This is a genomic window from Pseudomonas sp. BR20 (assembly GCF_050780135.1).
Lineage (GTDB): Bacteria > Pseudomonadota > Gammaproteobacteria > Pseudomonadales > Pseudomonadaceae > Aquipseudomonas.
In genome coordinates this window covers 5,167,004-5,192,629 of sequence record NZ_CP172012.1, presented here as the reverse complement: position 1 = coordinate 5,192,629, position 25,626 = coordinate 5,167,004, and the positions used below count along the sequence as shown (strand labels likewise).

General features: G+C 61.2%; 20 protein-coding genes. 9 read left to right on the top strand and 11 right to left on the bottom strand.

Annotation, left to right across the window (positions count from 1 at the left end; all coding sequences use genetic code 11):
- Positions 1-17: 17 nt before the first annotated feature.
- From ACHPFG_RS23860 to ACHPFG_RS23845, 4 genes are all read right to left on the bottom strand, one after another.
- Positions 18-1,688 (bottom strand): protein kinase domain-containing protein, encoded by a 1,671-nt coding sequence (locus tag ACHPFG_RS23860; protein ID WP_431700595.1) that lies wholly within the window; start codon positions 1,686-1,688, stop codon positions 18-20.
- Positions 1,688-2,899, bottom strand: a complete 1,212-nt coding sequence (locus tag ACHPFG_RS23855; protein WP_053132785.1) for a nitrate/nitrite transporter — start codon at positions 2,897-2,899, stop codon at positions 1,688-1,690. The genes ACHPFG_RS23860 and ACHPFG_RS23855 overlap by 1 nt, the downstream gene beginning before the upstream one ends.
- A gap of 257 nt (positions 2,900-3,156) precedes the next feature.
- The gene (locus tag ACHPFG_RS23850) at positions 3,157-3,732 is read right to left on the bottom strand and encodes an ANTAR domain-containing response regulator (protein ID WP_027603690.1); all 576 of its coding nucleotides are present in this window, start codon (positions 3,730-3,732) and stop codon (positions 3,157-3,159) included.
- Positions 3,733-3,745: 13 nt separating this feature from the next.
- Positions 3,746-4,945: a CmpA/NrtA family ABC transporter substrate-binding protein gene (locus ACHPFG_RS23845; protein WP_431703515.1), complete on the bottom strand. Its 1,200-nt coding sequence runs from the start codon at positions 4,943-4,945 to the stop codon at positions 3,746-3,748.
- Positions 4,946-5,278: 333 nt separating this feature from the next.
- Between ACHPFG_RS23845 and sctC the strand changes: the two genes are divergently transcribed.
- The 5 genes from sctC to ACHPFG_RS23820 all read left to right on the top strand — a co-directional run bounded on the left by sctC (position 5,279) and on the right by ACHPFG_RS23820 (position 9,055).
- A complete protein-coding gene (sctC, locus tag ACHPFG_RS23840) occupies positions 5,279-6,673 on the top strand; it encodes a type III secretion system outer membrane ring subunit SctC (protein WP_431703514.1) in 1,395 nt (464 codons plus the stop codon).
- A gap of 15 nt (positions 6,674-6,688) precedes the next feature.
- Positions 6,689-6,913, top strand: coding sequence for a FliM/FliN family flagellar motor switch protein (locus ACHPFG_RS23835; protein WP_131699684.1), 225 nt, complete (start codon positions 6,689-6,691; stop codon positions 6,911-6,913).
- Between the two features lie 153 nt (positions 6,914-7,066).
- Positions 7,067-7,465, top strand: a complete 399-nt coding sequence (locus ACHPFG_RS23830; RefSeq protein WP_131699683.1) for a winged helix-turn-helix domain-containing protein — start codon at positions 7,067-7,069, stop codon at positions 7,463-7,465.
- The gene (locus tag ACHPFG_RS23825; protein WP_259243360.1) at positions 7,458-7,919 is read left to right on the top strand and encodes a transglycosylase SLT domain-containing protein; all 462 of its coding nucleotides are present in this window, start codon (positions 7,458-7,460) and stop codon (positions 7,917-7,919) included. Before ACHPFG_RS23830 ends, ACHPFG_RS23825 begins: the two co-directional genes overlap by 8 nt.
- Positions 7,920-8,005: 86 nt before the next feature.
- On the top strand, positions 8,006-9,055 hold the full coding sequence (locus ACHPFG_RS23820; RefSeq protein WP_431700594.1) for a quinone-dependent dihydroorotate dehydrogenase: 1,050 nt from the start codon (positions 8,006-8,008) through the stop codon (positions 9,053-9,055).
- A gap of 217 nt (positions 9,056-9,272) precedes the next feature.
- On the opposite strand, the gene rmf is transcribed toward ACHPFG_RS23820, so the two are convergent.
- Positions 9,273-9,488 (bottom strand): ribosome modulation factor, encoded by a 216-nt coding sequence (gene rmf, locus ACHPFG_RS23815; protein WP_002553055.1) that lies wholly within the window; start codon positions 9,486-9,488, stop codon positions 9,273-9,275.
- 532 nt (positions 9,489-10,020) lie between these two features.
- Between rmf and rlmKL the strand changes: the two genes are divergently transcribed.
- Positions 10,021-12,285, top strand: a complete 2,265-nt coding sequence (gene rlmKL, locus ACHPFG_RS23810) for a bifunctional 23S rRNA (guanine(2069)-N(7))-methyltransferase RlmK/23S rRNA (guanine(2445)-N(2))-methyltransferase RlmL (RefSeq protein WP_431700593.1) — start codon at positions 10,021-10,023, stop codon at positions 12,283-12,285.
- Between the two features lie 141 nt (positions 12,286-12,426).
- Positions 12,427-14,826, top strand: coding sequence for a sensor domain-containing diguanylate cyclase (locus ACHPFG_RS23805; RefSeq protein ID WP_431700592.1), 2,400 nt, complete (start codon positions 12,427-12,429; stop codon positions 14,824-14,826).
- Between the two features lie 96 nt (positions 14,827-14,922).
- On the opposite strand, the gene dacB is transcribed toward ACHPFG_RS23805, so the two are convergent.
- Complete coding sequence (gene dacB, locus ACHPFG_RS23800; protein ID WP_131699678.1) at positions 14,923-16,383, bottom strand: D-alanyl-D-alanine carboxypeptidase/D-alanyl-D-alanine endopeptidase; 1,461 nt, start codon at positions 16,381-16,383, stop codon at positions 14,923-14,925.
- 237 nt (positions 16,384-16,620) lie between these two features.
- On the opposite strand from dacB, the gene ACHPFG_RS23795 reads away from it, so the two are divergent.
- Positions 16,621-16,965 carry a YggL family protein gene (locus tag ACHPFG_RS23795; RefSeq protein WP_010208515.1) on the top strand — a complete coding sequence of 115 codons (345 nt, stop codon included), beginning with the start codon at positions 16,621-16,623 and terminating at the stop codon, positions 16,963-16,965.
- 37 nt (positions 16,966-17,002) lie between these two features.
- Here ACHPFG_RS23795 and ACHPFG_RS23790 read toward each other — a convergent pair whose 3' ends face one another.
- The gene (locus ACHPFG_RS23790; RefSeq protein WP_431700591.1) at positions 17,003-18,193 is read right to left on the bottom strand and encodes a benzoate/H(+) symporter BenE family transporter; all 1,191 of its coding nucleotides are present in this window, start codon (positions 18,191-18,193) and stop codon (positions 17,003-17,005) included.
- A gap of 245 nt (positions 18,194-18,438) precedes the next feature.
- On the opposite strand from ACHPFG_RS23790, the gene ACHPFG_RS23785 reads away from it, so the two are divergent.
- Positions 18,439-19,203, top strand: coding sequence for a GntR family transcriptional regulator (locus ACHPFG_RS23785; RefSeq protein WP_431700590.1), 765 nt, complete (start codon positions 18,439-18,441; stop codon positions 19,201-19,203).
- A gap of 138 nt (positions 19,204-19,341) precedes the next feature.
- Here the strand turns inward: ACHPFG_RS23785 and guaD are convergent, their stop codons facing one another.
- The 4 genes from guaD to xdhA all read right to left on the bottom strand — a co-directional run bounded on the left by guaD (position 19,342) and on the right by xdhA (position 25,470).
- On the bottom strand, positions 19,342-20,646 hold the full coding sequence (guaD, locus tag ACHPFG_RS23780) for a guanine deaminase (protein ID WP_131699676.1): 1,305 nt from the start codon (positions 20,644-20,646) through the stop codon (positions 19,342-19,344).
- A 7-nt stretch (positions 20,647-20,653) separates the two neighbouring features.
- Positions 20,654-21,511, bottom strand: coding sequence for a xanthine dehydrogenase accessory protein XdhC (xdhC, locus tag ACHPFG_RS23775; protein ID WP_259243375.1), 858 nt, complete (start codon positions 21,509-21,511; stop codon positions 20,654-20,656).
- A gap of 118 nt (positions 21,512-21,629) precedes the next feature.
- On the bottom strand, positions 21,630-24,029 hold the full coding sequence (gene xdhB, locus ACHPFG_RS23770; RefSeq protein ID WP_431700589.1) for a xanthine dehydrogenase molybdopterin binding subunit: 2,400 nt from the start codon (positions 24,027-24,029) through the stop codon (positions 21,630-21,632).
- Complete coding sequence (gene xdhA / locus ACHPFG_RS23765; protein WP_431700588.1) at positions 24,022-25,470, bottom strand: xanthine dehydrogenase small subunit; 1,449 nt, start codon at positions 25,468-25,470, stop codon at positions 24,022-24,024. Before xdhA ends, xdhB begins: the two co-directional genes overlap by 8 nt.
- Between the last annotated feature and the right edge of the window lie 156 nt (positions 25,471-25,626).

Below are 25,626 nucleotides of genomic sequence, written 5' to 3'. Positions count from 1 at the left end.
CTCGTCTAGAGCTGACGTCAGCTGTGAAAGAGTGAATACAGAAGAATCAGATTGATCAGCATCGAGACCAGGCCCAAGGTGCGCCACACCTTCAACGGTTCGCGCTCCAGCAGAGGCCTGGGACGGATGCTCAGTTCCTGGCGGTCAGCCTGTTCCAGCACCAGCAGCCATTCCTCGGCGGTTTCGTAGCGATGCGCCGGCTGTGCGGCCACGGCCCGTTCAAGGCTCAGGGGCAGCCAATCCGGGAGGTCCGAGCGATAGCGGTTGGCGCTGACAGCCTGGGCAAATCGAGGCCGTTGGAAGGCTTCGATTTCCCCGTAGGGATAGTGCCCGGTCAGCAGGTAATACAGGGTGACGCCAACGCTGTATAAATCCTGTTGAGGCGTCGGACGCTCGCCATTGAAGGCTTCGGGCGCGATAAAACTCGGGGTCCCGGGCAGCACATGGGCTCGGTCCTCTGAAAGACCGGGACAGTAGGCCAGACCGAAATCCAGCACGCGCAATTCACCGTCATCCCCCAACAGCAGGTTTTCCGGCTTGATGTCGCGGTGCAGGATCTGCCGTCGATGCAGCATGCCCACTGCGCGCAGCAAACGCTCGGCCACGGACTGCCATTGCGCCAGGGGCAATGGGCCCTGGTGCTGAAACAGATCGGCCAGGGTTTGCCCTGGGTATTCACGCATGACGTAGTACAAGTGCTGGCGCCCGCTCGCGGCATGCACTTCAGGAAATGCGCGCCCGGCTACCCGCCGCAGAAACCACTCTTCCGAGAGCAATGCCTGGCCGGCGTCGCTGTCGTCGTCGCGGCTCAGTGGCAGGGTTTTCAGCAACCAGGGTTGCTGTTGGGCATCGTGCACCCGGTACAGCAATGACTGCCTGCTCTGCGCCAACACGGCGTCCACTTGCCAGCCTTCGAAGTGTTGCCCGGGTTTCAGCAGCGGTGGCAAGGGCCATTGCTGCAGTTGCACCAAGGCATCGCCGAGCGTAGCGGCGCCGAGCGTGTCGACACGCACCAGCAAGGCGCTGGCATTGTCCTGGCTGCCCGCCAAGTGTGCGGCATTGACCAGCGTGGTTACCGCCAGGTCCAGGTCGGCTTGTTCGCGCAGGATCGCGCTGATGCTGTGATCGCCCAGGGTGGCCCATACGCCGTCGCTGAGCAGCAGGAAGCACTCACCTTCGCGCAATTGACCGTCGAGAAAATCCAGCACCAGATGTTGATCCAGGCCGAGGGCACGCTTGAGCACGTGCTGCATGCCCGGTTGTTCCCACACATGGTCTTCGCTGATGCGCTGCAACTCACCGTCCAGCCAGCGATACGCACGGCAATCGCCGACATGGGCCAGGGTGAAACGCTGGCCGCGAAAGACCAAGGCGCTGAGGGTGGTCAGCAACGGCTGGCCGCCGCCATTGGCCTGCAACCAGCGGTTTTGCGCCAGCAGCAGGCGCTCCAATGCCTGCGCCACGCCCCAGGTTTGCGGTGTGGCGTAGTAATCCAGGGCCAGGGCCTGCAAAGTCGAGCGTGCGGCCAGGCCGCCGTCGGCGCACTGGCTCACACCGTCGGCCATGGCGCACAGGTAACCTTTGCTCGCCGCCAGTTCCGCTGCGGGGGTGACAACCCGAAGCGCATCCTGGTTTTCCGCCCGTGGGCCGATGGCGCTGGCATGGGCGACGCTCAGTTGCAGGCTCATCAGACGCGCGCAGCGGTCACTGCGGCCGAACCCCAAGTGGTTCTCCAGCGACGCTTGACGCCATGCAGGCCGAACCAGGCCAGTACGCCCAGGCTGGCGAACAGCCACAAGGCCAGTTGATAGCTACCGGTGCTTTGCTTGATCGCGCCCATGCCCGCCGCCAGGGCGAAACCGCCGATGCCGCCGGCCATGCCGATCAAGCCGGTCATTACGCCGATCTCACGCCGGAAACGCTGTGGCACCAACTGGAACACGGCGCCATTGCCCGCGCCCAGACCGAGCATGGTGCAGACGAAGAGCGCCAGTGCCGCGTAGGAGCTGGGCAGGTTGAAACCCACTGCCGCAATGCAGATCGCTGCAACGCTGTACATGCCGAGCAGGGTGCGGATCCCGCCGAAACGGTCGGCCAGGGCGCCGCCCAGTGGGCGCATCAGGCTGCCACCGAACACACAGGCGGCGGTGTAGTAGCCGGCAGTCATGGGGCTCAGGCCATATTGGTCGTTGAAATAGCCGGGCAGAGCACTCGCCAGGCCGATAAAACCGCCGAAGGTCACGCTGTAGAAAAACATGAACCACCAGCTGTCGCGGTCGCCCAGGGCCTTGAAGTAATCGGCCATGGACTTGGCTTTCGGCCGCTCGGGTGCGTTGCGTGCCAGCCAGGCGAAGACGATCAGCGTCAGGATCAGCGGAATCAGCGCGAAGCCGAACACATTGCTCCAGCCAAATGCGGCCGCCAGCACGGGGGCCAGCAGGGCAGCGAACACCGTGCCCGAGTTACCGGCACCGGCGATGCCCATGGCCTTGCCCTGGTGTTCGGCCGGGTACCACTGGGATGCCAGCGGCAGCGCCACCGCAAAGGATGCGCCGGCCATGCCGAGGAACAGTCCCAGCAACAAGGCTTGTTCGTAGCTGTGGATCCCCAGTTTCCAAGCGCCGAACAATGCGACGATCACAATCACCTGGCCGATCAGCCCAGCGGTCTTGGGCGACAGCTTGTCCGCCAGCATGCCCATCAGAAAGCGCAGCACCGCGCCGGCCAGGATCGGCGTCGCCACCATCAGGCCGCGTTGCTGGGTGGTCAGGTGCAGGTCGGCGGCAATCTGCACCGCCAGGGGGCCCAACAAATACCAGACCATGAAGCTCAGGTCGAAATACAGGAACGCGGCAAACAGGGTCGGGGTGTGCCCGGATTTCCAGAAGCTTGATTTCATCACGCACCTCAACGGTTGGGAGTCTTGTAAGAAGGCCTGGTGATGGAGCCGCCGGCTGAGGCCGCCCCACCGGCCCCGTGCTACGGGGGCCAAAACAAAAAAAACGCCGCCACCGGGTTCGCGAGGGCAAACCGGGTGTGCGACGTCTTTGTCGTGAAGGGGCAACCGCCGTTGGTTACCTGTGATTATTACTTAGCAAGTCCTGCGCCAACATGCTGGCCGTAGTTACCGTCTTATCCAACACATGCTACGAATGTTTAACCGAGCAGTTCGCTCATGGCGATAATCTGCTCCGCCACCTGGATCAGTTTCTGCTGGCGGCTCATGGCCTGGCGGCGCATCAGGGTGTAGGCCTCTTCCTCATTGCAGGCCTTCATTTTCATCAACATGCCCTTGGCCAATTCGATGCGCTTGCGCTCGGCCAACTGCTGGTCCCGCGCCTGGAGCTGGGCGCGCAAGGCCTGGTCGCTCTCGAAGCGGGCCATGGCCACATCGAGGATCGGTTGCAGGCGCTGGGCCTGAATGCCTTCGACGATGTAGGCGCTGACCCCGGACTTGATCGCCTGGCGCATCACGTCGGGGTCATGCTCGTCGGTAAACATCACAATGGGCCGGGGCTGGTCGCGGCTGACCAGCACCACTTGCTCCATCACGTCGCGGCCCGGTGACTCGGTATCGATCAGGATGACGTCCGGGCGCACCGTTTCGACGCGCGCGGGCAGGTCGATGGTCAGGCCGGATTCATCGATCACCTCGAAGCCGGCCTCGATCAGCGCCGTGCGCAGGCGGCCGACCTTGCGCGGGGTGTCGTTGATTAACAGGATTCGCAGCATGGATGTCCTCCTGTCAGCGCAAGGCTTGGCGGCTGGTAGGATCGACCATGGCATGCAGGCGGAAGCTGCGCGCGTAGCCGGCGGGGTCCGAGCCGTCCCAGGTTTTGCCGTCGATCAGTTGGCTGCTGCGCATGTCCTGGCCGTTGTTGCCGAGGCCCAGTGCCTCGGCTGCCTGACGATACAGCGCCAGCTGTTGCACTTGGCGAGCAACGCCCAGGTAATCAGGGTCTTCGCGTAGCAGGCCCCAGCGTCGAAACTGGGTCATGAACCACATGCCATCGGAGAGGTAGGGCAAGTTGACCTCGCCATCGGCAAAAAAACGCAGGGCATGGGGGTCCTGCCACTGGTTGCCCAGGCCGTCGTCATAGGCGCCCAGCAAGCGCGGCTCAATGCAGTCGAGCGGGGCATCGAGGTACTCGCGGCCGCTGAGCAGTTGTGCGGTGGAGCGACGGTTTTCGGTGTTTTGCTCGATAAAGCGGCTGGCCTCCAGGATCGCCATCACCAGCACGCGGGCGGTGTTGGGATACTGGTCGACAAAGGCCTGGGTGCAGCCGAGCACCTTTTCCGGATGGTTCGGCCAGATCGCCTGGGTGGTCGCCAGGGTAAAGCCCTGGTTTTGCTTTACGGCACTGGCGCACCAGGGCTCCCCGACACAAAAGCCATCGATACGCCCGGCCTGCAGGTGCGCGACCATTTGCGGGGGCGGTACCACGACGCTGTCCACATCCTGTAGCGGATGAATGCCTTGGCTCGCCAGCCAGTAGTACAACCACATGGCGTGAGTGCCTGTGGGAAAGGTCTGGGCGAAAGTCAGTTTTGTTCGGCTTTGGTGCACGTGGCGGTCCAGTGCTTCAGGAGTGATCACTCCCTGCTGTTGCAGGCTGTGGGACAGGTTGATGCTTTGACCGTTCTGGTTCAGCCCCATCAGTACTGCCATGTCGGTAGGCGCGACGCCGCCGATGCCCAAGTGCACTGCGTACACCAACCCGTACAGGCTGTGGGCGGCATCCAGTTCGCCGCTGACCAGTTTGTCCCGCAGGTTGGCCCATGAAGGTTGGCGCTTGAGGTTCAAGGTCAAGCCATAAGGCTGTGCGAAGCCCTGGGTCGCCGCCACCACCAGGGATGCGCAATCGCTCAAGGCCATGAAGCCCAGGTCAAGGCTGCTCTTCTCCGGGGCATCACTGCCGTTGACCCAGGCCAGCGGGTCGTTCATCGGGCTGTTGCCAACCGAATCGTTCATCAACACCTACCTTTTCTTTCAAAAAAAAGCGTCGTTCCCTCAGATGGCGATGCAAGGCCATTGCGGGTAACGACGCCTTTGTCCGTAAGCCCGCTCCGCCGTTGGTGCGCGCTCTGATACAGAGTCCATAGCAAGGCACATGCCACGGGCCAATGGGCGCCGCCAGCCGTCAACTTTCCATCAAGATTGAAAATCGGCTGCCTTTCAGTATGGCCGCTTCTTACTGCCAGGCCGCCCAGGAAATCCAAGGTGTACGCTCACTTTTCCGTAACGACTCCCTGTCTCTGGCTGCTGTTTGCTGCGCTGATGCTGGGAAGTGTCGATGCCCAGGGCGAAACCTACCAAGCGCAGGACGAGAGCCTGCACACCGTTTTTACCGCCTTGTCCGTGCCTATGGGCCTGCCCATCGTCGTGAGCAGTGAAGTGGCGCGCATACGCATCAGCGAGGTCATTGACCTCGATACGCCGCAACACGCCCTGGAGACGCTTTCACAGCAATACGGCTTGATCTGGTACAGCGATGGGCAGGCGCTCTACCTCTACGCCGTCAGCGAGGCAAAAAGCCTGGCGGTGGTGTTGCGGCATATATCGGTCGACAGGTTTCGTGGCTTCATGCGCCGCTCGGGACTTGATGAAACACGTTACCCCCTGCGCGTGAGCGGGACGCGGACATTCCATGTGTCCGGGCCGCCCCATTATGTCGACCAGGTCTTGCGTCTGGCCCAGTTGATGGATCGCGAGCGGGCTGAATTGCACGTAGGTAACCAGGTGTTTGCTGTCGTTCAGGTACTCAACACCCATGTGGCGGACCGAGGGTATGCCATGGGCGACGAAAACGTCACGGTGCCGGGCATCGCATCGACGATCGACACCCTGTTGGGTTCTGAACAGAAGGGAGCGCTGGCCGACAAGAGCCTGGTAGTGATCGCCTATCCGGATACCAACAGCCTGCTGATCAAGGGCAAGCCTGCGCAACTGGCTCTTATCGAACGCCTGGTGGCGGAGTTGGACACACCCAAGCGTTCTATCGAAGTCTCGCTGTGGATGGTGGACGTGGACCGTGATGAACTGAAAAAGCTGGGCTTTGACTGGCACAAGGGCGCGAAGGCCCAGGCCACGCGAATTCTGGAGCCGATGGACGATAACCGCTTGATGGCGCAAATAGCCACGCTGGAGCGCCGGCGGCGAGCAAGGGTGATGACGTTGCCGGTAATTCTCACCCAGGAGAATGTGCCGGCCGTGTTTCAGGATAACCATACCTTCTACCTGCCGGCTCCCGGAGCTGACCATGCTGATTGGAAGCCCGTGCAATATGGCTCCCAGGTCAGCGTGCTGCCGCGTTTTGCCGAAGCGAATCAGATCGAGATGCTTCTCCATGTCGAGGATGGTCGACAACTGAGCCAGGCGGGGCGGCGTGGCAAACCGACAGCGGTCGGGCGGGTGAGTGTCAGCAGTGTGGTAAGGGTGCCGCAGGGCAAGCGCCTGTGGCTGGGAGCGTTCAGCCGTGAGGCACATGAGTCGGGACGCAGCGCCGATTCAACTGGCCCGGCCAAGGTTCGCCTGTTTGTGATTCAGGCCCGGGCCGTAGGGAGCGAGTTGAAAGCGTTGGCGACAGGCGTCGGCGCACCACCGTTGAGTGCGGCGCAATACGAGCGCGTGAAACGTGCGTTTGTACGCCCGGGTCGTGATAGCTCTCCGTGAATAAGGCGTTGACCCATGCATTTGGAAATTCTTCTACAGGAACAACTGATCAGCCGCAGGCGCCTGGCAGCCTTTGCTCCTGGAAAGGTGCTGCCATTGTCGCCAGGCATTATCCACTGCGTGGAGGTTCGGGTTAATGGCCGGTTGCTCGCATTGGGCGAGTTGGTGCAACTGGAGGACCGGTTGGGGGTTGAATTGCACGAGGTCTATAAAAGGGGAGCGTCTGGTGTGTGTGGGTGAAGAGTCTTACAGGGGGGGGCTAAAAAGCGTTGGTTGTATGGGTTTTTTCCTAGCGTGGGCTGCAAGGCGGTTTTTTATAGTCGTGATGTGGGCGAAAGAGCCAGTACTGGAAAATAAGGACTTCAATGTCAGTAGTCGGATGTCGAGGTAGATATGGCCGTCGTGAATGATGAATTGACGGCGACTTCCCTGCTCTTTTCCCAGTGGACGCTGCATGGCGACGGTCGCCTGACCGGCGACGGCAGCGATGTCCAGTTGCCACCCAAGGAGCTGCATGTTTTGCGGCTGCTGCTGGTCTCTGGCGGTGTGCTGATGAGCAAGGACCGTTTGCTGGAGTTGGCCTGGCCCCAGGGGGAGGTCGCCGAGGAGTCGCTGACCCGTTGCATTTACTCGCTGCGCAAGCATCTTGGCGCTGACAAGGGGTTTATCAAGACCATCTATGGTCGGGGGTATCGCTTTACATGCCCGGTGAAGGCTGAGCAGCATGGACACGGGCCTATGGATACCGTGCAGTATGTGTGTTCGGCCTGTGGCCAAGTCAGTCATGGCTGAGTTCTGGCGCAGGTTGCTGTTGCTTGGCCTGGTGACGAGCGGCAACCAGGCACTGGCCTATTGCTGGGAGGAAACCGCCCATCGCTACGATATCGAGCCGGAATTGCTACAGGCTATCGCCGCCGTGGAGTCGGATTTTCGCCCGGATGCGATGAACTACGCGAACGGTAATGGCACACGGGATATCGGCCTGATGCAGATCAACAGTATCCATTTGCCTCGCCTGCTCAAGCTGGGTATCACCGAGGAAAGGCTGTTGAGTGAACCCTGTCTGTCGGTGGAAGTCGGGGCCTCCATACTCGCCGAGTTTATCCAGCGTTTTGGCTACAACTGGACGGCTGTGGGTTCCTACAATGTCGGGCCCGGCTCCGGCCCTCAGCGCGACGCGTTGCGCATGCGCTATGCAGAAAAAATCTGGGCACGTTATGAGACCCTGGTACAGCAGCGCTACTGACGTTTGGGCGGCTCGCCTCGCGTGTACCCCGTCACCCCGGCTATAATCGCGGCCACCTTTCGCCGCCATCCGAGTCTAGCCCGCCCATGTATACCCTGGCCCGCCAGCTGTTGTTCAAACTCTCCCCGGAAACCTCCCACGATCTGTCCCTGGACCTGATCGGCGCCGGTGGCCGCCTGGGGCTCAATGGCCTGGTATGCAAGGCACCGGCAAAAATGCCGGTGTCAGTGATGGGGCTCGACTTTCCCAACCCGGTCGGATTGGCCGCCGGCCTGGACAAGAACGGCGCGGCCATCGATGGCTTCGCGCAACTGGGTTTCGGTTTTGTGGAGATCGGCACCGTGACGCCGCGCCCGCAGCCGGGTAACCCCAAGCCACGGATCTTCCGCCTGCCGGAAGCCGAGGCGATCATCAATCGCATGGGTTTCAACAACCTGGGCGTCGATCACCTGCTTTCGCGTGTCGAGGCCGCGAAGTACACGGGCATCCTGGGCATCAACATCGGCAAGAATTTCGACACCCCGGTCGAGCGTGCGGTGGATGACTACCTGATCTGCCTGGACAAGGTCTACGCCCACGCCAGTTATGTCACCGTCAACGTCAGTTCCCCCAACACCCCGGGCCTGCGCAGCCTGCAGTTCGGCGATTCGCTCAAGCAATTGCTCGAAGCCCTGCGCCAGCGCCAGGAAGACCTGGCCGTGCGCCATGGCAAGCGCGTGCCGCTGGCAATCAAGATTGCCCCGGACATGAGCGACGAAGAAACCGTGCTGGTGGCCCAGGCCCTGGTGGATTCGGGCATGGACGCGGTGATTGCGACCAACACCACCCTCAGCCGTGTCGGCGTCGAGGGCTTGGCCCATGGCGATGAAGCGGGTGGCCTGTCGGGCGCGCCGGTGCGGGACAAGAGCACCCATATCGTCAAGGTGCTGGCCGCTGAGCTGGCCGGGCGTTTGCCGATCATCGCGGTGGGCGGCATCACCGAAGGCAAGCATGCAGCCGAGAAGATCGCTGCGGGTGCCAGCCTGGTGCAGTTGTACTCGGGTTTTATTTACAAAGGCCCGGCGTTGATTCGCCAGTCGGTGGATGCGATTGCGGCCAGCGGGCTTGCCCCGCGTGGGGCTGCGCAGCGGCCCTGAAACCAGGCAGCGCATTTCTATCTGAAAGACTGAGTGGATCTTATTGGGGCTGCTTCGCAGCCCAACGCGGGGCAAGCCCGCTCGCCACAATAAAAGGACAATCACAATAAAAAGGGCTCCATAAAGGAGCCCCCTGGGCCGAAGCCCGCCGCCTGGATAGGGCGTGCGTGGTTAAGTCGTTACATATTCGTGGTGGTGTCGGAATTAATGCCCTTGATTAGCCGACGGCGTGAAGTTCGTTGAGTCTGTGGATGCCCGCAGTGCCAGTCATACCGTCCCAGTTGTCGCCGCGTCCTTCTCGCCAGCCGTTGATCCAGGCTTGGCGTACCGACGGTAGAGTAAATGGGCAAAGCTCACGGGATTTGCCATGAACGCCATATTGATATCCGCGTAAAAATGCTCTTTCCAACGGATCACGCTTAAGTCTTCTCATAGGGTGTTTCCCTCACTTGTTGACTGTCTTGATATCCTTCGGCCTCGTCTGAGGCCGGGCAGAGTTTTTCTGCCGTTGGTGGGCTCGCTGCCGGCGTGGCGAGCCTAGGTGTCGGCGTCGTTACGGCGCCAACCTGTGTTGAGTTCTAACCAATAGGTCACATGGATTCAATGATCGTTTTGTCATAAGCACGTAACGATAACGATGCTATAGCCATAAGCTGGGATGGCTTTTCGCCCCATTTGTTGGGCAAAGCCAGCTATGATGCACCCTGCAAAGAGGATGGGTTTAAACCTTTAGTGAGAATGCCCACTGGTTGCAGTCGGTTATTATTCGACGAAGGGTCGGAATATTTCTTTTTGTTGCGTCAAATTCTCTCCCTGCTCTGTCAATAAAGGCCCCAGGGCCCGTCAGACGGGGTGGAACGGCACATTCGTGCCACGCGAGCACTCTTCAAGAAAAGTGCTTGCTTGAAAACCGAGCCGGCGATGCGTCGCCCGTTCATTTATTGCTGAAAAGCCTGGAATGCCCCATGTCGGACCGTTTTGAACTCTTCCTCACCTGCCCCAAGGGCCTCGAAGGCCTGCTGATCGAGGAAGCCGTCGGGCTTGGCCTTGAGGAAGCCCGCGAGCACACTTCGGCCGTGCGCGGCATGGCCGACATGGAAACCGCCTATCGCCTGTGCCTCTGGTCGCGCCTGGCCAACCGTGTGTTGCTGGTGCTCAAGCGCTTTCCCATGAAGGACGCCGAAGACCTCTACCACGGCGTGCTGGATATTGAATGGGCCGATCACATGGTCTCTGACGGTACCCTGGCAGTGGAATTCAGCGGTCACGGCTCAGGCATCGACAACACCCACTTCGGCGCGCTGAAGGTCAAGGATGCGATCGTCGACAAGCTGCGCACCCCGACCGGCGAACGCCCGTCCATCGACAAGATCAACCCGGACCTGCGCATCCACCTGCGCCTGGACCGTGGCGAAGCCATCCTGTCCCTCGACCTGTCCGGCCACAGCCTGCACCAGCGCGGCTACCGCCTGCAGCAGGGCGCCGCGCCGTTGAAGGAAAACCTGGCGGCGGCGATCCTGATTCGTGCCGGCTGGCCGCGCATTGCTGCCGAAGGCGGCGCGCTGACTGACCCGATGTGCGGCGTGGGTACCTTCCTGGTGGAAGGCGCGATGATCGCCGCCGACATGGCGCCCAACCTGAATCGCGAATTGTGGGGCTTCACCACCTGGCTGGGTCACGTCCCGGCGTTGTGGAAGAAGCTGCACACCGAGGCCACTGAACGCGCAGCCATCGGTATGAACAAGCCGCCGTTGTGGGTGCGTGGCTATGAAGCCGACCCGCGCCTGATCCAGCCTGCACGCAACAACATTGAGCGCGCCGGTCTGAGCCATTGGATCAAGGTGTACCAGGGCGAAGTGGGCACCTTCGAGCCGCGCCCGGACCAGAACCAGAAAGGCCTGGTGATCTGCAACCCGCCCTACGGCGAGCGTTTGGGTGACGAAGCCAGCCTGTTGTATCTCTACCAGAACCTTGGCGAGCGTTTGCGCCAGGCGTGCATGGGCTGGGAAGCGGCGGTGTTCACCGGCGCGCCGGACCTGGGCAAGCGCATGGGCATCCGCAGCCACAAGCAGTATTCGTTCTGGAACGGCGCATTGCCGTGCAAATTGCTGCTGATCAAGGTCAACCCGGATCAGTTCGTCACCGGCGAGCGTCGTACCCCGGAACAGCGCCAGGCTGAACGTGAGCAGGCCGTTTACGACCAAGCCCCGGTCGAGCCACAAGAGCGCCAGTACAACAAGAACGGCAACCCGATCAAGCCAGCCCCGGCCCCTGTGGTCGAGCAGGCGCGCCTGAGCGAAGGCGGGCAGATGTTCGCCAACCGCCTGCAAAAGAACCTCAAGCTGCTGGGCAAGTGGGCCAAGCGTGAAGGCGTGGATTGCTACCGCGTATACGATGCCGATATGCCCGAATACTCCATGGCTATCGACCTGTACCACGATTGGGTTCACGTGCAGGAATACGCCGCGCCCAAATCCATTGATCCGGAAAAAGCCTCGGCCCGCATGTTCGATGCCCTGGCCGCCATTCCCCAGGCACTGAACATCGACAAGAGCCGCGTGGTGGTCAAGCGTCGCGAGCGCCAGAGCGGTACCAAGCAGTACGAGCGCCAGAGTGCCCAGGGCAAGTTCACCGAGGTCAGCGAAGGCGGCGTCAAGCTGCTGGTCAACCTCACCGACTACCTGGACACCGGTCTGTTTCTCGATCACCGTCCGATGCGCATGCGTATTCAGAAGGAAGCGGCCGGCAAGCGTTTCCTCAACCTGTATTGCTACACCGCCACCGCCAGTGTGCACGCAGCCAAGGGCGGCGCGCGCAGCACCACCAGTGTCGACCTGTCCAAGACCTACCTGGACTGGGCCCGCCGCAACTTCTCCCTCAACGGTTTCTCCGACAAGAACCGCCTGGAGCAGGGTGACGTGATGGCCTGGCTGGACGCCAGCCGCGATGAGTTCGACATGATCTTCATCGACCCGCCGACCTTCTCCAACTCCAAGCGCATGGAAGGCATCTTCGACGTCCAGCGCGACCACGTGCAGTTGCTCGACCTGGCCATGGCGCGCCTGGCACCGGGCGGCGTGCTGTATTTCTCGAACAACTTCCGCAAGTTCCAGCTGGAGGACAACCTCAGCGAACGCTATGCGGTCGAGGAAATCAGCGACAAGACCATCGATCCGGACTTTGCGCGTAATGCGAAGATCCACCGGGCATGGAAAATCATGGCTCGCTGATCGGCGCTAAGAAAAAGCCGCAAGCCTGGATTATTCCGGGCTTGCGGCTTTTTTACGCTGGTCAAAGCCTGGGCCGATAGCTATAACTTAGGGCCTAGCCAAAGTGACACCTCCCGCAGGCTGGCGTTGTGAGTGCTGCCTATGCCGTTGCAAGCCGTTCGCCCGAAAATTCTAGGCTTTATCAGTGAGCAGGCGTCCGCTTGGCTGGTGGCATTGGTGGTGTTATTGGCAGGTTTCGCGCTGACGGCAGTCATCGCCTGGGCCGCCTCCGACCTCTATCAGCAACAGGTGCGCCAACGCTTTCAGTTGCTGGTCAACGAGCGTTACACCCGCTTGCAGGAACGCTTCGAGGATCAGGAACAACGCCTGAACAGCCTGCGGCGGTTCTTCGTCAATTCCGATGACGTGTCCCGCGAAGAGTTCGATGGGTTTGCCCAGCCGTTGTTATTGCGCGCCCGTGCCTACTCCTGGGCGCCCCGCGTGTTTCGCGAACAGCGCAGACAGTTTGAGCAAGAGGTGAGCCGCCAGCAGGGCACGCCTTTTGTGATCCGTGAATTGAATTCGGCGGGTGAATTGGCTCCTGCGCCCGAGCATGATGAATACGTGCCGGTGCTCTACAGCCAGACCCAAAGCCTGCTGGGCACACCCCTGGGCTTTGACCTGTTGGCCCAGCCCTTGCGACGCTCGGCCCTTGAACGTGCGCAAAAGAGCGGCAAGCTGGCGGTGTCCCAACCGATGCAATTGGTGGGGGTCGAGCCGGCTTATGCCACGGGTGTATTACTGGTCGCGCCGGTTAGCCACCTGCCCATGTCCGAGCTGTCCAAAAATGAGCCCTACGGTTATGTGATGGCGGTGATCAGCATGCGCCAACTGGTCGCCGATGGATTGCCCAAAGCGGAGCGGGACAACCTGGTGATGCAGATCGTCGACACCTCCGACCTGCAATCGCGTGTGCTCTTCGAGTCCGGCAATGCCGTGGCCAACAGCGACCTCGCTGGCGCGCGCCGCCTGACCCTGGGCGACCATGTGTACGCCCTGAGCCTGCGCCCGAGCCAGGTATTCGAGCAGACCAATCATTCCTCGCTGTCCACGATCCTGACCATGGGTGGCCTACTCAGCCTGCTGCTCAGCGCCTTGCTCTATGTGTTGGTAAGCCAACGCCAGCGCGCGTTGAAACTGGTGGAGCAACGCACTGTGCAGTTGCGTTTGCGTGAGCAGGAACTGCGCGGTGCCCACGGCCAGTTGCGCAGTGTGCTGAATGCCGCTACCCAAGTGGCGATCATCGCCACTGACCTGCGGGGTGTCATCAATACTTTCAACGCCGGTGCCGAGCAGATGCTGGGGTTCCCGGCCGAGCAGGTGGTGGGCAGGCTGACCCTGGAAAGCCTGCACTTGGCGGTCGAGCTGGAGGCACGCTCGGCCAGCCTGAGCGTGACCCTGGGCAAGCGTATCCCGGCGAGCCAGGCCATGCTGGTTGAAAGCCCCGACAACCTGCACGAAGCCCGGGAGTGGACCTTGGTCCGCCAGGATGGCAGCCAGTTGATCGTGAACATGTTGGCCACCGTATTGCTGGATGACCATGGTCTGTGGATCGGTCACCTGGCCATTTACCTGGATGTTACCGAGCAGAAACGCGCCTACGAGGCCCTGTCGGCACGGGACCGCCTGCTCAAGAAACTCAGCGCCCACGTGCCCGGCGGTATTTTCCAATTCACCCTTGAGCCCCAGGACAACTGGCGTTTCATCTACGCCAGCGATGGTATGCGCGACATCTATGAAATCGAGGTCAACGCGTTGCAACGAGATGCGACGAAGGTCTTCGAACGGATCCATCCGCTGGATGCGGAGCGGGTACGGGCGTCGATTCGTTTGTCGGCGTTGCAGTTGAGCCATTGGCGCGAAGAGTATCGGGTGCTGTTGCCGCAACGTGGCCTGCGCTGGATTCGTGGCGAGGCCACGCCGGAAGAATTACCGGGGGGCGGTACGCTGTGGCATGGCTACGTGTCGGATATTTCCGATCTCAAGCGTGTAGAAGAAGAACTGCGGGCGCTGTCCATTACCGATTCCCTGACCGGCATTCACAACCGCCGCTATTTCCAGGATCGCCTCAGGGTCGAGATGGCCAGGCTCAACCGGACCTCGGGGACGCTGTCGGTGATCATGCTCGATATCGATCACTTCAAGCGTATCAACGACCAGCACGGGCACGCAGTCGGCGACGGGGTGTTACAGGAGTTGTGCAAGCGCATCGGTCAACGTCTGCGCCGCACCGATGTATTCTGCCGCCTGGGGGGCGAGGAGTTTATGGTGCTGTGCCCCAACACCGGCGGCGAGCAGGCATATGGCCTGGCCATGGAGTTGTGGCAATCGCTGCGCAGCCTGCCGATTGAGCCGGTGGGCATCGTCACCGCCAGCTTTGGGGTGGCCAGCTGGCGGGTGGATGAAGGCATCGATGGGCTGTTATTGCGTGCCGACTCGGCGGTGTATGTGGCCAAGCAGGCGGGCAGGGATCGGGTGGAGCCGGAGAGGGTACGGGCTTGAAAGGTATGTGGGAGGAGGGCTCCCGATGGCGCAGTGTCAGTCAACCTGGCTGTGACTGCTCCATCGCCATCGGGGCAAGCTCCCTCCCATAGTGTCCTAGAGCACCGGTGAAGGCGCCGCCAGCTTCGGCTGGCGGTACAGATCCAGCAGCACCTGGTCCAGCACCGACGAAGCGCCCCACGGTTTCGGGTCGTTGAGGATCGCCACCACCGCCCAAGTGTTGCCGTTGTTGTCGCGGCTGAACCCGGCAATGGCACGCACAGTGTTCAACGTACCGGTCTTGACGTGGGCTTCGCCGCGCATGGCGGTGGTCTTCAGGCGTTTGCGCATGGTGCCGTCGGTGCCGGCGATCGGCATCGAGCTGATGTATTCCGCAGCGTAGGGGCTTTTCCAGGCGGCTTGCAGCATGGCGGCCATCTCGCGGGCGCTGACCCGTTCGGCACGGGACAGGCCCGAACCGTTCTCCATCACCAGGTGTGGCGCGGTGATGCCTTTCTTCGCCAGCCACTGGCGCACCACACGTTGCGCGGCCTTGGCATCGTCGCCGTCGGCATCGTTGCGGAACTGTGCACCCAGGCTCAGGAACAACTGCTGAGCCATTGTGTTGTTACTGTATTTGTTGATGTCGCGGATGATTTCCGCCAGGTCCGGCGAAAACGCGCGGGCCAGCACCTTGGCATCCTTGGGCACCGGCGCCTGGATGTCACGGCCCTGGATGCTGCCGCCCAGTTCCTGCCAGATCGCCCGCACTGCACCCGCGGTGTAAGTGGCGTGGTCCAGCAGCGACAAGTAGGTCTGCGAGCTGCAGCCATCGGCCAGTTGGCCGCTGACGGTGACCGTCATACTGCCATCGGCGCCTGTGACCGGGTTGTAGCGTACGTCGCCGGTGCACTGCTTGGCGTTGGAGGCCTTGACCTGGTTGTCGATGCGGATGCTGGCAATCGGCGGCTCGACCGAGACGAGCACGCGGCCCGAATCGTTACGGGTCACAAAGCGCAGGGCCTTGAGGTTGACCAGCAGGGCGTCGGGCTTGACCAGGAACGGTTTGTTCTCGTCGTTGCCGTCATCATTGAATTCCGGCAACTGCGGTTGGTTGAAGAAACTGCGGTCCAGCACCAGGTCTCCGGTGACTTGCTGTACGCCATTGGCCCGCAGGTCGCGCATCAGCAGCCAGAGTTTTTCCATATTCAGCTTGGGGTCGCCGCCGCCCTTGAGGTACAGGTTGCCGTGCAACACGCCACCGCTGAGGGTGCCGTCGGTGTAGAACTCGGTTTTCCACTGGTGGTTGGGGCCGAGCATTTCCAGGGCCGCATAGGTGGTGACCAGCTTCATGGTCGAGGCCGGGTTCACCGAGACGTCGGCGTTGAAAACCGTGGGGGTGCCGGGGCCGTTCAGGGGGATCATCACCAGGGACAGCGCGGTGTTTTGCAGCTTGGCTTTGGCAAGTGCCTGCTGGACGTTCGGCGGCAGGGTGTTATTGATCGGGGCAGCGGAGGTGGAAAAGGCCAGTGGCAGGAGAAAACCGGCGAGTAGCAATGGACGCAAAGATTTGATCATAAGAAGTAAAACCCTACTGCTGAGGAGGGTGAAAAAGGCGAGGGGTAAATAGGAAAATTCCCTCAATGGTCATGAAAGTGTCGGCATTATGCCCCAAGGTGAACGCACTTGTAGCTGAACGATAGCTGGTAATCGGCGTTTTTTTAACAGCAAAGTGCCGCCTGTCCCAGAGAGTCGGGCAATCGTCGTCTTAAACTGCTAAAGTGCCGCCCGTTATTACTTATGAGGATTGTTCCAATGGCGACTAACCGTTCCCAGCGTCTGCGCAAAAAACTGTGCGTTGATGAATTTCAAGAGCTGGGTTTCGAACTGAACCTGGACTTCAAAGAAGGCCTGAGTGAAGAAGCTATCGACGCTTTCCTCGAAGCGTTCATCAAAGAAGCCATGGAAGCCAATGGTCTGGGCTATGTCGGCGGCGATGACTACGGTCTGGTTTGCCTGCAGAAGCGTGGCTCGGTCTCCGAAGAGCAGCGCGCTGCCGTCGAAGCCTGGTTGAAAACCCGTTCCGAGCTGACCAAGGCTGAAGTCAGCCCGCTGCTGGACGTGTGGTATCCGGAAAAGCCGATCAACGCGGCCAAGTGATACTGAAAAAAACGGCGACCTGAGGGTCGCCGTTTTTTTATGCCTTGCGCCAGTTCAGAATCAGCAGCGTCAACACCCCCGCCACAATCCCCCAGAACGCCGACCCGATGGAAAACAACGTCAAGCCTGACGCGGTAACCATAAAGGTGATCAGCGCCGCTTCCCGTTCCTTCGGCTCATTCATGGCGATGCTCAAGCCATTGATGATCGAGCCAAACAAGGCCAAGGCCGCAATCGACAGCACCAGCTCCTTGGGCAAGGCCGCGAACAATGCAGCCAGCGTCGCTCCGAACACCCCGGCGATGCCGTAGAACACCCCGCACCATACGGCGGCGGTGTAGCGTTTGTTGCGGTCTTCATGGGCATGGGGCCCGGTGCAGATCGCTGCGCTGATCGCCGCCAGGTTGATACCGTGGGAGCCGAACGGCGCCAGCACCAGCGAGGCCAGGCCGGTGGTGGTGATCAGCGGCGAGGCCGGCACGTTATAGCCATCGGCCCGCAGTACGGCGACGCCGGGCATGTTCTGCGAGGTCATCGCCACCACGAACAGCGGAATCCCGATGCTGATGGTCGCCGCCAGCGAGAAGTGCGGCGGCGTCCACACCGGCGTCGCCACTTCCAGGTGGAAGCCGCTGAAGTCCAGCAAGCCCATCAGCCCCGACAACAGGGTGCCGAGCACCAGCGCGGCCAGCACCGCATAGCGTGGCGACAGGCGCTTGATGATCAGGTAGGTGAAAAACATCCCCAGTACCAGGCCGGTGCGATGCTGCGCGGCAACGAAAATCTCGCTGCCGATCTTGAACAGGATCCCCGCCAGCAACGCTGCCGCCAACGACGCAGGGATACGCTTGACCAGTTTTTCAAAGCTGCCGGTGAGCCCGCAGAGCGTCACCAGCACCGCGCAGGTGATGTAGGCACCGATGGCCTCGCCATAACTCACACCGCCCAGGCTGGTGATCAACAGCGCCGCGCCAGGGGTGGACCAGGCAATGGTGATCGGCGTGCGATAGCGCAGGGACAGGCCGATGCTGCACACAGCCATGCCGATGGAAATCGCCCAGATCCACGAAGAAATCTGCGCCGTGGTCAAGCCGGCAGCCTGGCCGGCCTGGAACATCAGGACCAGGGAGCTGGTGTAGCCGGTCATCATGGCGATAAAGCCGGCGACGACGGCGGACGCAGAAGTGTCGGCCAGCGGGCGCAAAGGCGCTTGGGTGGCGTCGGTCATGGAGAGGTGTTCCTTTTACCTGGTTTTTTGCCGGTGGCGGCGCAGATTCAAGCCTAAACTCAAACGTAACGACTCATTGCAATACAGACGGCACCGCAAACAGCCGTACAGTGTGTTGGCGCAGTGGGTTGTGTACAATGTGCCGTGTTTTTAGGTGGTACTTGCCAGCGACCCAGTGTTGCCGTATTACCTTAAAGTTGCCGTATTACCGTTAATTCGCCGCCGTTCTCCCGACCCGAGTGCCCATGAACGAACAGTTGCAACCTCTCAAGAAACAACCGCGAGCCGGTAAGACCGGTCGCAGCGGAACCCAGGACGATATCGTCTATGCGCATATCTTCGAGGCGATCCTCGAGCAGCGCCTGGCACCCGGTACCAAATTGAGCGAAGAGGCACTGGGCGAAATCTTCGGCGTGAGCCGCACCATCATTCGCCGCGCCCTGTCGCGCCTGGCCCATGAAGGCGTGGTGTTGCTGCGGCCCAATCGTGGCGCGGTGGTGGCGAGCCCAAGCGTGGAAGAAGCGCGCCAGGTGTTCCTGGCCCGGCGCCTCGTAGAGCGAGCGATCACCGAGTTGGCGGTACAGCACGCCACCGCCGAGCAACTGGCCGAGTTGCGCCAGATGGTCAACGACGAGCGCGACAGCTTCTCCCGCGGCGATCGCGGTGCCGGCATCCGCCTCTCCGGCGAATTCCACCTCAAGCTGGCCGAAGCGGCGAAAAACGCGCCGCTGATCAGCTTCCAGCGCAGCCTGGTGTCCCAGACTTCGTTGATCATCGCCCAATATGAAAGCGGCAACCGCTCGCACTGCTCTTACGATGAACATACACAGCTGATCGATGCGATCGAAGCACGGGACGCGGCGCTGGCGGTGAATTTGATGATGCATCACATGGATCACATCGACAGCAAGCTCAACCTCGACGAGGAAAGTGCGTCGGATGATTTGCATGCGGTGTTCTCGCATTTGTTGCAGACCAAGAAGCCGGGGCGTTCCTCGATAAAGCTGTAATTTCCCCGGCTCACCCGGGACAAAATGTGGGAGGGGGCTTGCTCCCGATAGCGGTGGATCAGTTAACACATTACTAACTGAGCCACTGCCATCGGGAGCAAGCCCCCTCCCGCATTTGGTTTTGTGTGGCGGTTGAGATCAGCGTTGGTGCACGAGTTGGCCGGCCGCATAGGTCTGCAACACCGTCCGATCATCCCCCAGCGTCATCAACACAAACAACGTCTCGGCAATGTTATTGGCCTGCTTCAAGCGATAGCTCAGCAGGGGCGTGGCGTTGTAATCCAGCACCAGGAAGTCTGCATCGGTGCCCGGCTGCAACGTGCCGATCTTGTCTTCCAGGCGCAGCGCCCGCGCACCACCAAGGGTGGCCAGGTACAACGACTTGAACGGGCTCAACCGCGCGCCCTGCAATTGCATGACCTTGTAGGCTTCGTTGAGGGTTTGCAGCAGTGAGAAACTGGTGCCGCCGCCCACGTCCGTGCCCAGGCCAACGTTGAGTGTGTGTTTCTCGGCCATCGGCAGGTTGAACAGGCCGCTGCCGAGGAAGAGGTTCGAGGTCGGACAGAACGCCACCGCCGACCCCGTCTCCGCCAACCGCGCGCATTCGTCATCACACAGGTGCACGCCGTGGGCAAACACCGAACGCTCGCCCAGCAGCTTGTAGTGGTCGTACACGTCCAGATAGCCGTTTCGCTCGGGGAATAGTGCCTTTACCCACTCGACTTCCTGCTTGTTCTCACTGATGTGCGTCTGCATGTACAAGTCCGGGTACTCGCCCAACAGTTGCCCGGCCAGCGCCAATTGCTCCGGCGTGCTGGTCGGCGCAAAACGCGGTGTGACCGCATAGTGCAGGCGACCCTTGCCGTGCCAGCGTTCAATCAGCGCCTTGCTTTCCCGGTAGCCGGATTCGGCGGTGTCGGTGAGGTAATCCGGGGCGTTGCGGTCCATCATCACTTTGCCTGCGATCATGCGCAGGTCGAGTTTTTCCGCCGCTTCAAAAAAAGCGTTCACCGACTGCGGATGCACGCTGCCGAACACCAGTGCGGTGGTGGTGCCGTTGCGCAGCAGTTCCTTGATAAAAATGTCTGCGACTTCTTCGGCATGGGCCTTGTCGGCGAACTGGCTTTCGCACGGGAAGGTGTAGGTGTTGAGCCAGTCCAGCAACTGCTCGCCATACGCGCCGACCATGCCGGTTTGCGGCAGGTGGATATGGGTGTCGATCAGGCCCGGGGTGATCAGCGCATCCTGGTAATGGGTGATGTCGATGTCGGCAGGCAAGGTCGGCAGCAGGTCGCCAGCATGGCCAACGGCGCTGATCCGGCCGTTTTCGATCACCAGCAAGCCGTCTTCGAAATACTCGTAGGAGGCTTCGATCCCAACGATGGCGGGGTCGGCGATGCTATGCAGGATGGCGGCACGGTAGGCTTTGCGAGTCAAAGGCATGGTGATCTCAATTCTTGGCAAAAGAAGGAATTGCTTGGCTGCGGCGCGAGGCCGGGAGCAATTTGGCAATGGGTTCGGCGCTCGCGGTGTGCTGGCCGAAATTGGCGTTATAGGTGGCGATGATTTCGCCGGCGATGGAGATGGCGATCTCCACCGGCAACTTGCCCTTCACCTCGGTGAGGCCCATGGGGCAGCGCATGCGTTGCAACTGCGCGGCGTCGAAGCCGCGATCGCGCAGGCGATGTTCGAACTTGACGCGTTTGGTCTTGGAACCGATCAGGCCGAAGTAGGCAAAGTCATTGCGCTTGAGCAGGGCGGCGGTCAGTTCCAGATCCAGCGCGTGATTGTGGGTCATGACGATGCAGTAACTGCCCACCGGCAGGTCGGCGATTTCGTCCACCGGCTCTTCGCTGACGATTTTACGCACGCCGTGGGGGATATGATCCGGAAACTCCTGCTCGCGCGAATCGATCCAGCGCACCCGGCACGGCAGGGTCGCCAGCAACGGCACCAGCGCGCGGCCGACATGGCCGGCGCCAAATACGGCGATCTGCGCCTGGACCTGGCCCATGGGTTCGAACAGCAACACGGTGACGCCACCGCAGCACTGGCCCAGGCTCGCGCCGAGGCTGAAGCGCTCCAGGTGGGTGTTCTGCTGGCCACGCATGAGCATATCGCGGGCGATCTGCATCGCTTTGTACTCAAGGTGCCCGCCGCCGATGGTGTCGAAGGTCTGCGCGGCGCTGATCACCATCTTTGAACCGGCATTGCGCGGCGTGGAGCCGAGCTCTTCGATGATGGTCACCAGTACACAGGGTTCGCCTTGGTTTTGCAGGTCGGCGAGGGCGCTGATCCAGTTGTTCATAGTCACCTCTTGTGGTGTCTGTCAGGCCGTCATCGGGGGCAAGCCCCACTCCCACATTTTGATCTGTGAATACCTTCAAGTGTGGGAGGGGGCTTGCCCCCGATGGCAGCGCCTCGGTCTAGAGCGAAGCCATTTCAGTTTCAGTCTCGACAGCTGTCGCCGTCTGCACCTTGCGCATCTGCTCACACCCCCACAACACCCGCTCCGGTGTCGCCGGCGCATCAATCTTCGGCTGATGGCGATAGTCACCCAGGCTCGCCACCGCATCCTTGATCGCGCACCACGAGGCTATCCCGAGCATGAACGGTGGCTCGCCCACGGCCTTGGAGTGGAACACCGTGTCTTCCGGATTCTTACGGTTTTCCACCAGCTTCACGCGCAAATCCAAAGGCATGTCGGCCACCGCCGGGATCTTGTAGCTGGCCGGGCCGCAGGTCTCTAGCTTGCCCTTGTTGTTCCACACCAACTCTTCCATGGTCAGCCAGCCCATGCCCTGGATAAAGCCGCCTTCCACCTGGCCGATGTCGATGGCCGGGTTCAGTGAGGCGCCCACATCGTGAAGGATGTCGGTGCGCAGCATCTTGTATTCGCCGGTCAGGGTGTCGACGATCACTTCGCAGCAGGCAGCGCCAAACGCGTAGTAATAGAACGGCCGACCGCGCGCCTGGCTGCGGTCGTAGAAGATTTTCGGGGTCTTGTAGAAGCCGGTACTCGACAGCGAGACCTGGGCGAAATACGCCTGCTGGATCAACGCCTCGAAGGTAAGGATCTGGTCGCGCACGCGCACATGGCCGTTGTGGAATTCCACATCCGCTTCGCTCACGTCGTACTTGCGTGCGGCGAATTCCACCAAGCGTTGCTTGATGGTTTCGGCGGCATTCTGCGCGGCCTTGCCGTTCAGGTCCGTACCGCTGGAGGCAGCGGTCGGCGAGGTGTTGGGTACCTTGTCGGTGTTGGTGGCGGTGATCTGCACGCGGTCGATGTCCACCTGGAACACTTCGGCCACCACTTGCGCGACCTTGGTGTTCAAGCCCTGGCCCATCTCTGTGCCGCCGTGGTTCAGGTGGATGCTGCCGTCGGTGTAGATATGGATCAGCGCGCCCGCCTGATTCAGGAAACTCGCCGTGAACGAGATACCGAACTTGACCGGCGTCAGCGCCAGGCCTTTTTTCAGGATCGGGCTGTGGGCGTTGTACAGGCGAACCGCTTCGCGGCGCTCGGCGTATTGGCTGCTGGCTTCAAGTTCGGCGGTCATCTCTTCGAGCATGTTGTGCTCGACGGTCTGGTAGTAGTGGGTGACGTTGCGCTCGGTCTTGCCGTAGTAGTTGGCCTTGCGCACCGCCAGCGGGTCCAGCGCCAAATGACGGGCGATGGCGTCCATCACTTCCTCGATGGCGACCATGCCTTGCGGGCCACCGAAGCCGCGATAGGCGGTGTTGGACGCGGTGTTGGTCTTGCAGCGATGGCCGTTCACCGTGGCATCGCCCAGGTAATAAGAGTTGTCGGCATGGAACATCGCGCGGTCGACGATCGAGTTGGACAGGTCCGGCGAGCAGCCGCAGTTACCGGCCAGCTCCAGATTGATCCCGTGCAGGCGACCGCTGTCGTCGAAGCCCACGTCGTATTCGATATAGAAGGGGTGGCGTTTGCCGGTCATCAGCATGTCTTCGACGCGCGGCAGGCGCATCTTGGTCGGTTGGCCGGTGAGGCGCGCCACCACCGCGCACAGGCACGCCGGGCTGGCGGCCTGGGTTTCCTTGCCGCCAAAACCGCCGCCCATGCGGCGCATATCGACGACGATCTTGTTCATCGACACGTCCAGCACTTCGGCCACCAGCTTCTGCACTTCGGTGGGGTTCTGCGTGGAGCAGTAGACGATCATGCCGCCGTCTTCGGTGGGCATCACCGATGAGATCTGGGTTTCCAGGTAGAAGTGTTCCTGGCCGCCGATATGCAGCGTGCCCTGGATACGGTTTTTCGCTGTGGCCAGCGCGCCCGCCGAATCGCCCCGTTGGTGGGTGTGACTGTCGAGTACGAAATGCTTGTTGCGAAACGCCTCGACCACATCCAGCACGGGCTCCAGGTCTTCGTATTCGATCACCGCGGCCATCGCGGCCTTGCGTGCGGTGTCCAGGTCGCGGGCAGCCACGGCCAAAACGACCTGGCCGACGAACTGCACCGTATCGATGGCCAGCAACGGGTCGCCGGGCATGAGCGGGCCGATGTCCTTGAGGCCCGGCACGTCTTCATGGGTGATGACGATGCGCACGCCGTCAAAGGCATAGCAGGGCGCGGTGTCGATGCTGATGATCCGGGCGTGGGCGCGGTCGGACATGCGCGCATACAGGTGCAGCTGGTTGGGGAATTCCAGGCGGTCATCGATGTACTGCGCTTCACCGGATACGTGCTTGGCGGCACTGTCATGCTTGACGCTGCGGCCGACCCCGGAGGTCAGGTCCTGGGCAAACAGCGCGGCCAGTTCGGCCTGGGTTTTTTCCACGGCGTGATGGTTAGACATAAGCGGTCACCCGAGTCTCGATGTGCGGCGTTTGCAGTTCGATGAAGTATTTGCGCAGCAGGTTCTGCGCGCTGAGCAGGCGGTATTCCTTACTGGCGCGGAAGTCCGACAGCGGGGTGAAATCCTCGGCCAGGGCGGCGCAGGCTTTCTCGACGGTGGCGGCGTTCCAGGTGGCGCCGACCAACACGGCTTCGCAGCTTTTCGCGCGTTTTGGCGTGGCGGCCATGCCGCCAAAGGCGACGCGGGCCTCATTGATCACACCGTTGTCGATCTTCAGATTGAATGCAGCGCAGACGGCGGAAATATCATCGTCCAGGCGCTTGGAAACCTTGTAGGCACGGAACAACGCGTGGCCTTTAGGAACGATAATTTTCTCGATGAACTCGCTGTCCTGGCGCGCCGTCACACGGTAGTCGATGAAGTAGTCTTCCAGCGCCAACGTACGGCGCACGTTGCCTTTGCACAGCACGATCTGCGCGCCGAGGGCGATCAGCAGCGGCGGCGAATCGCCAATCGGTGAAGCGTTGCCGATATTGCCACCGAGGGTGCCCTGGTTGCGGATTTGCAGGGAGGCGAAGCGGTGCAGCAGGTCGCCGAAATCCGGGTATTCGTGGTGCAGCGCGGTGTAGCAGTCGGAGAGGGCGGTGGCAGCGCCGATTTCCAGGCGGTCGTCGAAGCGCTCGATGCGCTTCATCTCTTCAATATTGCCGACATAGATCATCACCGGCAGGGTGCGGTGGAACTGGGTGACTTCCAGGGCCAGGTCGGTGCCGCCGGCCAACAGGCGGGCTTGGGGGTAGGCATCGTAGAGGTCGGCCAGGTCGGCAACGGTGAGTGGCACCAGGCAGCGTTTGTCGCCGCTGTTGAGTTCACCGGTTTGGGTCGGCGCGATAGCTTTGAGGCGGGCGATGGTCTCGGCCTGGCGGCTGTCGAACTGGTCCACCGGTTTATTGCAGCAGGCCTGTTCGGCGGCGGCGAGGATCGGCCGATAACCGGTGCAGCGGCACAGGTTGCCGGCCAGGGCTTCGTGGGCTTTTTGGCTGTCGGGAGCGTCGCTGTTCTTTTGCAGGGCGAACAGCGACATCACAAAACCCGGGGTGCAAAAGCCGCATTGCGAACCGTGGCACTCCACCATGGCCTGTTGCACGCTGTGCAGTTGACCCTGGTGCTTGAGGTCTTCGACGCTGATCAGTTGTTTGCCGTGCAGCGACGAGACAAATGTCAGGCAGGAATTGAGGCTGCGATAACGGATCTGCTCAACGCCCTGAGGGTCGGTGTGCAACTCGCCGACCACCACGGTGCACGCGCCGCAGTCGCCGCTGGCGCAGCCTTCCTTGGTACCGGGTTTACCCACATGCTCGCGAAGATAGTTGAGCACGGTGAGGTTGGGGTCCAGGGCGTGCTCGCTACGGAGTTCCTGGTTAAGTAAAAACTGGATCACGGAAGGCCTCGCAGACTCATTATTGTTGTTAACCGCTTTGCGCCGAATCTAGTCATGTCTGACTTTTCGGTCAACGATTTTCTGACTTTAAGGTCAAGAAATTGCGATCGCAACACATTCAATTATGGTCCAGTCTTCTGGAACCGGCGTTTTTGG

What these genes read in the sequence shown, in the direction of transcription:
- ACHPFG_RS23830 (WP_131699683.1), top strand. Translation starts at nt 7,067, where the DNA reads ATGGCCGTCGTGAATGATGAATTGACGGCGACTTCCCTGCTCTTTTCC.
- ACHPFG_RS23790 (WP_431700591.1), bottom strand. Translation starts at nt 18,193, where the DNA reads ATGACCGACGCCACCCAAGCGCCTTTGCGCCCGCTGGCCGACACTTCT.
- ACHPFG_RS23795 (WP_010208515.1), top strand. Translation starts at nt 16,621, where the DNA reads ATGGCGACTAACCGTTCCCAGCGTCTGCGCAAAAAACTGTGCGTTGAT.
- ACHPFG_RS23845 (WP_431703515.1), bottom strand. Translation starts at nt 4,945, where the DNA reads ATGAACGACCCGCTGGCCTGGGTCAACGGCAGTGATGCCCCGGAGAAG.
- ACHPFG_RS23820 (WP_431700594.1), top strand. Translation starts at nt 8,006, where the DNA reads ATGTATACCCTGGCCCGCCAGCTGTTGTTCAAACTCTCCCCGGAAACC.
- ACHPFG_RS23805 (WP_431700592.1), top strand. Translation starts at nt 12,427, where the DNA reads ATGCCGTTGCAAGCCGTTCGCCCGAAAATTCTAGGCTTTATCAGTGAG.
- ACHPFG_RS23835 (WP_131699684.1), top strand. Translation starts at nt 6,689, where the DNA reads ATGCATTTGGAAATTCTTCTACAGGAACAACTGATCAGCCGCAGGCGC.
- dacB (WP_131699678.1), bottom strand. Translation starts at nt 16,383, where the DNA reads ATGATCAAATCTTTGCGTCCATTGCTACTCGCCGGTTTTCTCCTGCCA.
- xdhC (WP_259243375.1), bottom strand. Translation starts at nt 21,511, where the DNA reads ATGAACAACTGGATCAGCGCCCTCGCCGACCTGCAAAACCAAGGCGAA.
- rmf (WP_002553055.1), bottom strand. Translation starts at nt 9,488, where the DNA reads ATGAGAAGACTTAAGCGTGATCCGTTGGAAAGAGCATTTTTACGCGGA.
- xdhB (WP_431700589.1), bottom strand. Translation starts at nt 24,029, where the DNA reads ATGTCTAACCATCACGCCGTGGAAAAAACCCAGGCCGAACTGGCCGCG.
- sctC (WP_431703514.1), top strand. Translation starts at nt 5,279, where the DNA reads ATGCTGGGAAGTGTCGATGCCCAGGGCGAAACCTACCAAGCGCAGGAC.
- ACHPFG_RS23855 (WP_053132785.1), bottom strand. Translation starts at nt 2,899, where the DNA reads ATGAAATCAAGCTTCTGGAAATCCGGGCACACCCCGACCCTGTTTGCC.
- ACHPFG_RS23860 (WP_431700595.1), bottom strand. Translation starts at nt 1,688, where the DNA reads ATGAGCCTGCAACTGAGCGTCGCCCATGCCAGCGCCATCGGCCCACGG.
- rlmKL (WP_431700593.1), top strand. Translation starts at nt 10,021, where the DNA reads ATGTCGGACCGTTTTGAACTCTTCCTCACCTGCCCCAAGGGCCTCGAA.
- ACHPFG_RS23850 (WP_027603690.1), bottom strand. Translation starts at nt 3,732, where the DNA reads ATGCTGCGAATCCTGTTAATCAACGACACCCCGCGCAAGGTCGGCCGC.
- ACHPFG_RS23825 (WP_259243360.1), top strand. Translation starts at nt 7,458, where the DNA reads ATGGCTGAGTTCTGGCGCAGGTTGCTGTTGCTTGGCCTGGTGACGAGC.
- ACHPFG_RS23785 (WP_431700590.1), top strand. Translation starts at nt 18,439, where the DNA reads ATGAACGAACAGTTGCAACCTCTCAAGAAACAACCGCGAGCCGGTAAG.
- guaD (WP_131699676.1), bottom strand. Translation starts at nt 20,646, where the DNA reads ATGCCTTTGACTCGCAAAGCCTACCGTGCCGCCATCCTGCATAGCATC.